This window comes from Streptomyces sp. WAC05292 (assembly GCF_003949955.1).
Classification (GTDB): Bacteria; Actinomycetota; Actinomycetes; order Streptomycetales; family Streptomycetaceae; genus Streptomyces; species Streptomyces globosus.
On record NZ_RPSE01000212.1, the window covers coordinates 1 to 10,457 of the forward strand.

Sequence of the window (10,457 nt, forward strand, 5' to 3'; positions counted from 1 at the left end):
GGCCCAGGGGGTCCGGGGTGAGGTAGCGGGCCGTTTCCGGGTCGTATGTGCGGAAGTAGTTGTGGTGGAGGCCGGATTCCGGGTCGTAGTACTGGCCCGGGAAGCGGAGCGGGGTGTAGGCCGTTGCGTCGCGGTTCCAGGTTGTGGTGCCCCACAGGGTGCTGCGGGTGTGCCACGCCGTGGTGCCGTCCTCCGCGAGGAGGTGCGTGGGGGTGCCGACCAGGTCCGTGACGATCGCGAAGAAGCGGTCGTCGACCTCGGACTGGTCGAGGTGTTCCGTCTGCGTGACCGGGTGCAGGCCCTGGTGGGTCCACGTCAGGGTGACCTGGCCGTTCGTCTCCTCGCAGAGGGTGCTGCCGTCCCACGTGAACAGGGTTTCCTCGACGACCGACCCGGTGTCCGACAAGCGCTGCTTCGCCGTGCGGCGGCCCAGGGGGTCGTAGAGGTAGCGCCAGCGGGTGCCGTCCGGGGTGGTGACGCCGACCAGCTGGTCCTGCGCGTTCCACTCGTAGCGCCAGGTGTCCGGCTTGCGCGAGAGGCGGGTCTTCCGGCGGAGGGTGACGCGGCCCAGGGCGTCGTGCTCGTAGCGGATCGACCCCGCGCGGGTGATGCGGGTGCCCGTGTACGTGCGTGTGCCTTGCGCTTCCTCGCCCGCGTGGCCGGTCGGCCAGGAGGCGCTGGTCTGGTTGCCCGCGCTGTCGTAGGCGTACCGCTCCGACCAGGAGGCCGCGTCCACGGCCGTGACGCGGGCGGCCGCGTCCAGGGTGAAGGTGCGCAGGCCGGTGACGGAGTCGTCGATGCCCGTCAGGTAGCCGTCGGCGCGGTAGCTGTACCCGCGGCGTTGGAGGGTGCGCCCGCCCCGGCCGATCACCGACTGGGCGGTGCGGCGGCCCAGGGCGTCGTACTCGTGGGTGAGGGTGAGGGACCCGCCCAGGGTGCGGGTCAGTTCTTGGCCCGCTGCGTCCCGCTCGAAGGTCAGGGTGCGGCCCGCGGTGGTGAGGGAGGTGCGGCGGCCCGCCGGGTCGTACGTCCAGTGGGCTTCGGTGCCTGTGGGTGTGGTGCGGGTGGTGCGGCGGCCAAGGGCGTCGTAGCCGTACGAGAGGGTGCGGCCGTTCACCGTCTCCGAGAGGAGTCGCCCCGTCTCGTCACGGTGCCAGGTGACCGTGGCTTCGGGAGAGGAAGCCTTCGCCAGCAGGTCGAACGCGTCGTACTCGTACGTGGTGGCTCGGTCTCCTGCCCCCTGGCGGACCGTCTGGCCGAGTGCGTTGTGGGCGTACGTGGTCGTCTCGCCGAGGGCGTTGGTGCGGGAGGTGAGCAGGCCCGACGCGTCGTACGCGTACGTGAGGGTGCGACCGTCGAAGTCCGTCTCCGAGGCCAGGCGGCCGGCCGGGTCGTACGTGTAGTTCCAGGTCAGGCCCTGGGGGTTGGTGACGGCGGTGAGCCGGAGCTGGGTGTCGTGGTCGAAGGTGTGGCGGGTGCCGTCGGGGCCGGTGCGGGCGGTGAGGAGGTCGAAGTCGCCGTACTCGGAGACCGTGACGCCCCCGACCGGGTCCGTGTGGGTCAGGCAGTTGCCCTCGCCGTCGTAGGTCCAGGACTCCTCCGTGCCGTCGGCGTTCACCCGGTGCAGCAGGCGGCCTTCAACGCTCCAGGTGAGGTGCGTGGTGTGGCCCAGCGGGTCAGTGATGGCGGTCGGACGGCCGAACGCGTCGTGCGCGTAGGCGGTCGTCCCGCCCAGCGGATCCGTTGCCGAGGCGACCCGGCCTGCCGGGTCGCAGCGGACCGTGGTGGTGTGGCCCAGGGCGTCCGTCACCGAGGCGAGGTGGCCGCGGATGTCGTACGTGAAGCGTGTCGTGGCGCCGGACGGGTCCGTCACCGAGGTGCGGTTGCCGTGTGCGTCGTACGTTTGGCGGACCGCCCTGCCGTCCGGGCTCTCCACCAGGACGGGAAGGCCCAGCTCGTTGTACTCGGCCCGGGACCGGCGGCCGTCCGGGCGGGTCACGGTGGTCAGGCGGCCGGCCTCGTCGTAGGCGAGGCGGGTCGTGCGGCCCAGCGGGTCCGTGTGTGCGAGCAGGCGGTTGCGGCCGTCGTGTTCGAAGCGGGTGGTGGCGCCTGTCGGGTCGATCTCCGCGGTGATCTGCGCCCGCTCGTTGACGAGGAACCTTGTGCGGTTGCCGAGGGAGTCGGTGAGGGTGGTGAGGCCCGGCTCGTATGCGAAGCGGACGTTCAGGTGGCCGTTGGTGCCCGACTGGGCGATGCAACGGTGCTCGTCGTCGTAGACGTAGTCGAAGTGGCGGTCGTTGGTGTCGGTCCAGGAGGTGATCCGGCCCAGGTCGTCGTAGCCGAAGCGGAGGGGACGGCCGGAGGAGTTGACGACCTCGGTGAGGTGGCCGCCGGTGTAGCCGTAGCGGAGGATCTGCGTGCCGTCGGCGAGCGCGAGGCCGGTTATTCGTCCGTCCGCCGTCGTGAGGCGGACCTCGTAGCCGCCGCTGTGGGAGACGGCGGCGGGCGCGCCGGCTTCGTCGTACGTGTAGGAGATCCAGGCGCCGTTGCGGTCGTCGAGCTGCGTCAGCAGACCGTCGTCCGTGAAGTGGCGGACCCGGCCCGTCCCGGGGTCGGTGACGGTGTAGCCGCCGTCCGACTGCCGCTCCAGCGGCCAGGGCCGGCCCAGGCGGGGGAGGACGGGGGCGCCGTCTGCCTCCGGGTGCGGGTAGCCGAGGAGGCTGCCGTCCTCGCTGACGAGGACGACGCCCTCGTCGTCGAACTCCAGCCGCTGGTCGAATGTGCAGGCCCAGGTGGGGCCGAACCAGCGGCCCAGGCGGTACGACGACTCGAAGGTGCGGGTGAGTACCAGGGGCAGGGAACCGGGCAGGACGAGGTCGGTCTGCGGGAGGGTCATCCGGCCTGTGGCGACGTCGACCGGGTCCTCGCGGCAGGTCTTCGCGCCACACTCGCGGGAGTTCCCGTGAGGGTCCCGGTGCAGCTCGTCGGCTGCGGACGGCGTCTCCGGCCCCTTCGAGCCGTGAGGCGTCTTCGGGGTCTTGGGCAGGTCGTCCGCGAGCCGGGCTGCGGTGCGGGTCAGGCCCGCTCCTTTGCCGGCGAGGACCTCAGGGAAGAGGCGGCCGCCGAACTCGGACGGGTCGGACAGGAAGGAGTCGATCAGCGGCCCGGGTATGCGCTCGGGGTGGGAAGCGCTGGAGACGAGGCCCGCCAGCGTCATGTTGACGTGCTCGGAGTGCTCGGCGGGGTGGGTCAGGTTGTAGGGGTCGAGAGGGTTCAGGAATTCCCGGCCGAGACTGACGGCCCCCGCCACGCCCTTGATCGCGCCGCCGAGGAAGTGGATCCCCTCGACGCCCTGGGCGCCCTGGTGGTCGAGGGTGTTCGCCAGGGCCCGCTGCGTGGCGGACGGCTTCGCCGGGGCGTGTTCGACCGCTGCGTCGAAGGCTTTCTGCGCCATGCGGCCGACGTCGTCGCGCTGGCTGCGGGCCGCCTTCAGGATCTCCTCGGCCCGGTCGCGGCTCGCCTTGCCCACGTCGCCGGGATCGGTCGGCCGCGGCCCGGCGTCGCCGCCGGCGGCGGACGCCGTCTCATACGTCGTGAGGGCCTTGCGGTGGGCGGCCTTGGCATCCTCGGTGGCCTTCTTGCCCTGTCGGTACGCCTCGATGGCCAGCTGTGCCTGGGCCTGCGCCCACTCCACGATCTCCGCGTAGGCGTTCAGGGCCTGAGCCGCGGACTCACAGGCGGATGCGGCGCGGAGCCAGTCACCGGGGTGCAGCGCGAACTTCTCGCGGAACGCGTCGGCCGCCGCGCCCTTCCAATGCCCGGTGTCCAGGGCGCGCATGCCCGCGCCGACGTTCTCGAACGCCGCCTGGAAGTCCTTCAGATGAGACGCCGACTCGCGGATCGCGGACGGCGAGCCGTGGACGAGCTCGTCGGCCTGTTCCGTCTCTCCGAGGTTCTGCTCGCGTACGGTGACACCCGTGCCGGAGGCGAAGCGGTCGCCCCAGTCCTCTACCTTGTCGGCGGCGCCGTGGGCTCCGACGTGTTCGAGCGCGGCGCCGATGCCCTCGGTGGCCCTGTCGACCCCCTCGCCGACCGACTTCACGGCGGAGTCCCAGCCCTGCTCCGCTTTCTCCAGGCCCTTGTCGACCAGGTCGCGCCAGTCCGCCATCAGCGCTCACCCTCCGACTGCGGTGCCGGCCGGGGAGCCGGGCCGACCATGCCCTCGACGAAGGCGTCCTGCTCGTCGTCCAGCCCGGCCGCGTCCATCAGCTGGTTGGACAGCAGGATGTCCGAGCTGTTCGCGTCACGGATGGCGGTCTTCCACGCCTCTTTGCTGTTCTGGTCGGCGCGCGCACGCGACTCGGAGCTGTAGTCCGCGTCGCGGATCTGCGTGTAGGGATTGTCGGCCAGGACCTCGTCCCAGCTCTTCTTGGTGATCTGGTCCTCGGAGGCGTACGGGTTGCCCATCCCGGCGTTCATTATGATCTTGAAGGCGCCCTTGAGGTACTGGTCCTGCTCGTGGATCATGCCGGCCGACAGGCCGACGTTCGCCGCGAAGGCGTTGCCCTGCTGGACGAGGGAGCGCACCCCCCACTCCCAGCGCTCGCAGAAGGTCTTCATCGCGCCGGTCAGGCCGTCGTGGCCCGTCTGTACACCGGTCAGGGCCAGCTTGGAGAAGCCGCGGCCCATGCTCGCGTCGCCGACCGAGCCGAGCTCGCCCAGCTCGGACAGCGCATCAGTGAGCCTTTTCAGCGTTGCCTCTCCAGGGTGAGGACGGCGGCAGCGATCATGGCGAGGCGTGTTGGGCTGCAGCGGGCGCGTCGGAAGATCCGCCAGGACTTCAGGTGGGCGACTCCGCGTTCGACGGGTGCCCGGGCGGCGGACAGGGCTCGGTTGACCGTCCGCTCGGTGGGTGTGAGTTCGCCGTTGGGCGGGCGGCGCTTCGCGGTGGTGACCCAGTCCCCTGCGCCGATGTAGGCCATGTCCGCGAGGATCGGGACGCCCTGGCGCTCACAGATCCGGATGATCTTGTGGGTGCGGGCGGCTGTCAGGTCGTGGGTCCGGCCCGGCAGCGCCGGCGACAGCCAGACGATCCTGCCGGCGGGGTTGGTGACGACCTGCACGTTCACGCCGTGCCGCTTGTGCTTGGAGGAGTAGTCGGCCCGTCCGTCACCGACCCGGTCGCACTCGGCGAGGGTGCCGTCCACGAGGACATAGTCGGGGTCCGTCTCCCTCAGCGCCTTCAGCAGTCCTGGCGCCCTGTCCGCCAGGTGCCGGACGACGGCGGTGACGTATGCGTGGGTGGTGCCGACGGATATGCCGAAGCCCGCGGCGATCTGCGCGAGCGTGTCGTGCCGCCGGAGGTAGACGAGGGCGACGAGAGCACGCTGGTGCGGCGGGAGTTTGCAGCGGCGGTCACTCTCCCGAGTGACGATGAGCATGGTTACCCACTCGACCAGGGCGTGAGGCAGGTCGAGTGCGGCAGGATAGGGAACCAACGAGGCTCCTGCACTGATGAGTTGAGACGTCGAACACCTCTCTCAACGGCACGGGAGCCTCGTGCGTTGCGGGCACCGGCCTCGTCACCCGTCCGGTGGCAACGCTGAAAAGGCTCAGTGATGCCCTTGGCTATCTGCCCCAGGGCCTGCTTCGAGACGTCGAGGTCCTTGTCGTCCCCGCTCATGCCGCACGCCCCCCGTCGAGCGCCGCCGCATCGGGAACGATCCCGCGCACCGGCGGGAACACCGCACCGTCCGGACCGGCAGCGTTCAGGGCCACCCCGCACGGAAAGTCGAGCGCCGGCAGGATCTCGTCCAGCAGCCGGGCGCCGCTGATGCGCCGGTACGGCCACTCGCGGTCCACCTCGCCGCGCGCCACCGCGAACCGGTAGAGAGCCTCCTCGTCCGAGAAGGCGCACAGCCAGTCCAGATCGCCCAGTCGCGTCGTCCACGGACCGCCGTGCTCGTCCGACGGCACCAGCACGATGCCGTCCCGGAACTCCGCCAGGCGCTGCAGCGCCGCCAGCCGCGCCACCTCGTACGCGTCAACAGCCGGTGCAACGGGCTGTGTTGCCGCCCGGGCGCGCAGCGCGCCCCATTCCTCGTCGAACCCCACCCCGAAGCCTTCCACCAACCATCCGGGCCGCGCCCCCCGCAGCCCTTTGCAACCGAACGTGATTCTGCATGATGCGCTGGTGTACGCCCTGTTTTGCTCTCCCGACACGCATAGAATCAGACAGATGTACGATCCGTCAGGGGTGGCTTGTAAGTGATGATCAACACGTGACTGAGTATTGCGGGCCTTCCGAGAACGGCGGCTACCGGGCGTTCGGTGCCGCCGAGGTGTGGCCGGAGACGGTTCGGGCGCTGCCCGTCGGGTCGCCGATCACCGGTGAAGTCGTCGGCAGGCGGCCCTTCGGGGTCTTCCTCTCCATCGACGGCCGGCCCGAAGACGTCGGACTGGCCGAGATCGTCAGGATGCCCCCGTGCATGGAACTGCCGGGCGTGGGGCAGCGTGTCGCGGGCACGGTCGTCTGGCACGAAGAGAGCAACTGCCAGGTGCGCGTCTCGCTTCGCGAGTGGGCGGAGCACCAGGATTTGTCGGTCCGGTTCGTGGACCGTGTGGGTCAGACCGTCGCCGGGCGCGTCACGAAGATCGCGTCGATCGGGTACTTCGTGCGCATCGCCGACTGTGTCGAAGGGCTCGTTCCGGTGAGCGGTTCCGTGGAGGGCGTCCGCGAAGGCCAGGACGTGTCGGTGCGGATCGTCTCCGTGGATCCGGAACGCTCTCGTGTCATCCTGGCCGCCGCCGGCGGTGCCTGAGTCGGCTTGCTGTGCGGGTCACAGGGATCCCGCAGGCAGGCCCTCGCGTGGGTCCGGTCGGATTCCGTCTTGGTTGGGGCTGCCGCGTCGGCCTGCATCTGCCGGAGCGCCTGCGGGAGCGGGCCGGTGTTCTCCGGCTCCCCCGTCGGCGGCCGTCGGAGGCTCGGTCGCCGGCATTCCCCAGGGTGGGCGCATGAACCGGCCTCCCACGTCACAGCCACCGCCACCGCCACCGCCACCGCCGCTGACCGAGGCCGAGGTGGCCGAGGCCGAGTCGGATGCACGGGAGCCCCAGTGGGAGGCCTTCCGTGACGGGCCGACGGCCGCTGCTGCCTGGAGCGCGTGGCATGCGGAGTACGAGGAGTTCCAGGATCGGAAGACGGCCGGGTCCGTGGTCCTCCAGGAGCACGGCTGCGGCTACGCCACGCTCCTGGCGCTGTCCGGCCCGCTGGCCGGGACGATGTGGTGGGGCGGCAGGGCCAGCCACGACCTGATAGTCCCCCTGTCCCTCGACCATGAGGCGGGCGGCCGACCGGCCACCTTCGCCGAGTGGCTGCAGCACGACTCGTGGGACCTGCTGCCCGACTGGGGCCGACCGAACCGGTCCTTTCCGGCCGGAGACTCGTAGCCCGCCGAGGCAGCCCCATCAGGTCAGCCACCTGGACGTGGATTCTCATGCCGTGATCGGGCACATGCCCCGCCGCCCCGGCCTCTCCCAGACTTCCACGCCAGAGCATGTCCCCGAGATCGAACCTGCTGGGGTCGCCCTGGTCGGGGCGGACAGTGAATTCGATGGCAGGGACGTCATGGGCGATACCAGTCCTCGCCTGCGTGGGTGAGGGCGCTCCGAAGGAAAGACTCCAGGCCCGGAGCGATCCACAGCCGGCTGTCGGTTTCGTGATCCCAGACGAAGACATCGTCTCGGGCCGGGGAGCGCACAAAGGCGAACTGGTCCCCGCCGCCGCTCTCGCCGAAGAACATGAGCGGCTCGAACGGCATGTAGAGGGACCGGAACGAAGCGGCGCTGCGAAACGCCAGATTCACCTCGACGATCTGGTCTACACCCCACACGACGCAGGTGCCGTGTCCATCCGAAACGCCGTCAGTCTCCAGGAGAAGGTCTCGCAGAGGCTTCGGCGGATACTGGCCCAAGGCCGCCTCCAGGCGGTCAAGACGGGCCGGGGGTGCCGGCGGCCTCGCCTCCGCTCCGTCGTGCTCACCCGCAATCTCAAGCCACATTCCCTCTTCCCTCTCGATCGATGTCCGGGGCTTGCGGTGCTTGGGCGGTCATTCTTCCCGGTCTCGCGACGTGTGGCCTGAGCGGGCGCGGGACGGTTTGGCGGCGGCGGGTGGACGGGCGGCGCGGGTGCTGTCCTTGGGCGGGCCTAGACTCCGGCCATGTCCTCTCAGACCAGGTCCGCAGGCTCCGTCGAGGAGCAGTTGTCGATCATCGATGGCCTGATCGGTCTGCCGTTCCCGGAAAGCGAGGCCAAGACGCCGCACGGGTGGGGCGGGCCCGGGTACCGGATCGCCGTGCTTCGGCAGAGCCGGGACTTCTGGGACGTCCCCGATGTGGAGGCGGTCACGGTGGCCGAGGAGGAGCTGGAGGCGGACCTCGCCGCGCTGGTTGCCGTGTTGGCGGCGCGGTGGGGCGGTCCGGCCGTGGTCGACCTGTGGCCCTGCCTCGGCTTCGGCGACCCCGACCAGCCGGGCGTCGAGGCGCCCGAGCCGCTGGGCTCCCTGGGCAACCTCGCCGGGAGCCTGCACGCCTGGCGGCTGCCGTCCACCGGCCGGTGGCTCGGGCTCACCATCGGACAAGCCGACCGGGAGTTCCCCCTTGAGCTCATCGCCGCCGTCGGCGAGGCCGCCACGCTTCCCGACGTGCGCTGACGGACCCGCCTACCGCCCGGTGCGGGTCACCGGGATCCACAGGCGGGCCGTCGCGTGGGTCGGGTCCGCTTCCGTCGGGGTGACGTGGAGGATCTCCGGGCCCGGGCGGTATTCGTACGGGTTCGACGGCATCCAGTGGGCCGCCGTGTCCGCCCACATCTGCTGGAGCGCCTGCGGGAACGGGCCCGTGTTCTCGAAGACCGCCCACGTGCCCGCAGGGCATTCCAGGACGTCCAGGTCCTCGGGCGGCGTCTCGGACGACGTCACCGCCGCGTGGTAGTAGTCCAGGTCGGCGCCCTCCTCGAAGCCGTCCGACACCCGGACCGTCGCCGACACCACGCCCCGCGGGTCCTGGTCGGACAGGGCCGCGATCCGTTGCAGCGTCTGCGGCGGGATGCTTCGGATGTGCTCGGCGATGTGCGGGTTGGCCCCTTCGTGGATCAGCGGGACGCGGGCCTTCCTGCCCACGATCCGGAACGCTTCCTTCTCGACGATGCGGTACCGCATGGTGCTGCTCCCTTCGACGGTGAGGCGGAAGGAGAGCCGGGGCTGGGCGTTCAGGGCCGCGCCGACGCGCCGGGCCTCGCCGGGGCCGATGCCGTGCACGGCGCGGAACGCCCGGGCGAACGCCTCGCCGGAGGCGTAGCCCCAGCGGACGGCGATCTCCAGCAGGGACGGCGTCCCGGCCAGTACGTCGGCCCCCGCGACGGTGAGCCGCCTGCGCCGGACGTACTCCGACAGCGGCATCCCCGCCAGCGAGGAGAACAGCCGCCGGAAGTGGTACTCCGACGTGGCCGTGATCCGTGCCAGTTCGGATACGTCGATCTCCCGGTCGAGGTGGTCCTCGATGTACCCCATGGCCTGGTTCAGCCGTTCCAGCACCCCGGCCCCTCCTTCTCTTTCCACCACAACGCTAGGGAGGGGCCAGCCTGCCGCGCCCGACATCCTGTGCCCGCTCCTGTCGGGTGGGGCGTGACGGGCTTCCCGATCGGACTCCCGATCCTGCCCTGCGGTACCTGGCGCCGCGCGGTCAGGCCCCCGTATCCAGGAGGGGCCCGTCCGCCGCCCGTCCGTGAGGATCCGATGCGCTCCCCTACGCCCGCACCCGGCCATGACGGCATCGCGCGCTCCGCTCCGGCGCGGACCCCGGCCCGCGGTACGGCGCCGCCGCCCGCGGGGGCCGCGGCCCTGGCGACGCTCCAGCGGGCGGCCGGCAATGCCGCCGTCGTGCAGATGCTCCGCCAGTCCGGGCACGCCTGGGCGCAGGCGCAGGCGCAACGGTCCGTCGCCGGCCCGGGGACGCACCGGCACGGCGCGGGCTGTGGGCACGCCGCCGAGGAGTCGGCTGCTGCGGTGCAGCGCTCCGAGGTCCACGACGTGCTGCGGTCGGCGGGCCGGCCGCTGGAGGCGGGCTTACGCGCCGACATGGAGGCCCGTCTGGGCGCCGACTTCGGGGACGTCCGCATCCACGACGACTCCGCGGCCCGCCGGTCCGCCGCCGAGATCGGCGCCCGCGCGTACACCAGCGGGAGCCATGTCGTCATCGGGGACGGCGGCGCGGACCGGCACACCCTCGCGCACGAGCTGACGCACGTCATCCAGCAGCGCCGGGGCCCCGTCGCCGGTACGGACAACGGGGCGGGCCTGAGCATCAGCGATCCGGGGGACCGCTTCGAGCGCGAGGCGGAGGCCAACGCGGTGCGGGCGATGGCGTCCGTTCCCTCGCCGGCCCGCGACGCCCACCCC

10 protein-coding genes are annotated in these 10,457 nt (G+C 71.4%); 4 read left to right on the forward strand and 6 right to left on the reverse strand.

Going from position 1 to position 10,457, the window contains the following annotated elements; genetic code table 11:
* The 4 genes from EF903_RS20780 to EF903_RS20800 all read right to left on the reverse strand — a co-directional run.
* A partial coding sequence (locus tag EF903_RS20780; RefSeq protein WP_125545362.1) for a putative T7SS-secreted protein occupies positions 1 to 4,168 on the reverse strand: 4,168 nt, incomplete at its 3' end.
* Positions 4,168 to 4,689: a hypothetical protein gene (locus tag EF903_RS20785; protein ID WP_260615687.1), complete on the reverse strand. Its 522-nt coding sequence runs from the start codon at positions 4,687 to 4,689 to the stop codon at positions 4,168 to 4,170. The genes EF903_RS20780 and EF903_RS20785, both read right to left, overlap by 1 nt.
* Positions 4,690 to 4,748: 59 nt before the next feature.
* The gene (locus EF903_RS20790; RefSeq protein ID WP_125545366.1) at positions 4,749 to 5,498 is read right to left on the reverse strand and encodes a transposase family protein; all 750 of its coding nucleotides are present in this window, start codon (positions 5,496 to 5,498) and stop codon (positions 4,749 to 4,751) included.
* A gap of 181 nt (positions 5,499 to 5,679) precedes the next feature.
* The gene (locus EF903_RS20800) at positions 5,680 to 6,114 is read right to left on the reverse strand and encodes an SseB family protein (RefSeq protein WP_260615688.1); all 435 of its coding nucleotides are present in this window, start codon (positions 6,112 to 6,114) and stop codon (positions 5,680 to 5,682) included.
* Between the two features lie 167 nt (positions 6,115 to 6,281).
* Between EF903_RS20800 and EF903_RS20805 the strand changes: the two genes are divergently transcribed.
* Together EF903_RS20805 and EF903_RS20810 are read left to right on the forward strand one after the other, a co-directional pair.
* Positions 6,282 to 6,821, forward strand: a complete 540-nt coding sequence (locus EF903_RS20805) for a S1 RNA-binding domain-containing protein (protein WP_260615689.1) — start codon at positions 6,282 to 6,284, stop codon at positions 6,819 to 6,821.
* Positions 6,822 to 7,014: 193 nt separating this feature from the next.
* Complete coding sequence (locus EF903_RS20810) at positions 7,015 to 7,449, forward strand: SMI1/KNR4 family protein (RefSeq protein ID WP_185902741.1); 435 nt, start codon at positions 7,015 to 7,017, stop codon at positions 7,447 to 7,449.
* Positions 7,450 to 7,625: 176 nt separating this feature from the next.
* Here EF903_RS20810 and EF903_RS20815 read toward each other — a convergent pair whose 3' ends face one another.
* The gene (locus EF903_RS20815) at positions 7,626 to 8,060 is read right to left on the reverse strand and encodes an SMI1/KNR4 family protein (protein ID WP_125545370.1); all 435 of its coding nucleotides are present in this window, start codon (positions 8,058 to 8,060) and stop codon (positions 7,626 to 7,628) included.
* Between the two features lie 159 nt (positions 8,061 to 8,219).
* Between EF903_RS20815 and EF903_RS20820 the strand changes: the two genes are divergently transcribed.
* Complete coding sequence (locus EF903_RS20820; protein ID WP_125545372.1) at positions 8,220 to 8,711, forward strand: hypothetical protein; 492 nt, start codon at positions 8,220 to 8,222, stop codon at positions 8,709 to 8,711.
* Between the two features lie 9 nt (positions 8,712 to 8,720).
* Here the strand turns inward: EF903_RS20820 and EF903_RS20825 are convergent, their stop codons facing one another.
* Positions 8,721 to 9,593 (reverse strand): AraC family transcriptional regulator, encoded by an 873-nt coding sequence (locus EF903_RS20825; protein WP_125545374.1) that lies wholly within the window; start codon positions 9,591 to 9,593, stop codon positions 8,721 to 8,723.
* A 201-nt stretch (positions 9,594 to 9,794) separates the two neighbouring features.
* Between EF903_RS20825 and EF903_RS20830 the strand changes: the two genes are divergently transcribed.
* Positions 9,795 to 10,457: DUF4157 domain-containing protein (locus tag EF903_RS20830; RefSeq protein ID WP_148142549.1), on the forward strand; the 663-nt coding region annotated here is incomplete at its 3' end.

Bases quoted from the DNA above. Each gene is read 5' to 3' on its own strand.
- EF903_RS20785 (WP_260615687.1), bottom strand. From the start codon at position 4,689: ATGGGCCGCGGCTTCTCCAAGCTGGCCCTGACCGGTGTACAGACGGGC.
- EF903_RS20820 (WP_125545372.1), top strand. From the start codon at position 8,220: ATGTCCTCTCAGACCAGGTCCGCAGGCTCCGTCGAGGAGCAGTTGTCG.
- EF903_RS20815 (WP_125545370.1), bottom strand. From the start codon at position 8,060: ATGTGGCTTGAGATTGCGGGTGAGCACGACGGAGCGGAGGCGAGGCCG.
- EF903_RS20810 (WP_185902741.1), top strand. From the start codon at position 7,015: ATGAACCGGCCTCCCACGTCACAGCCACCGCCACCGCCACCGCCACCG.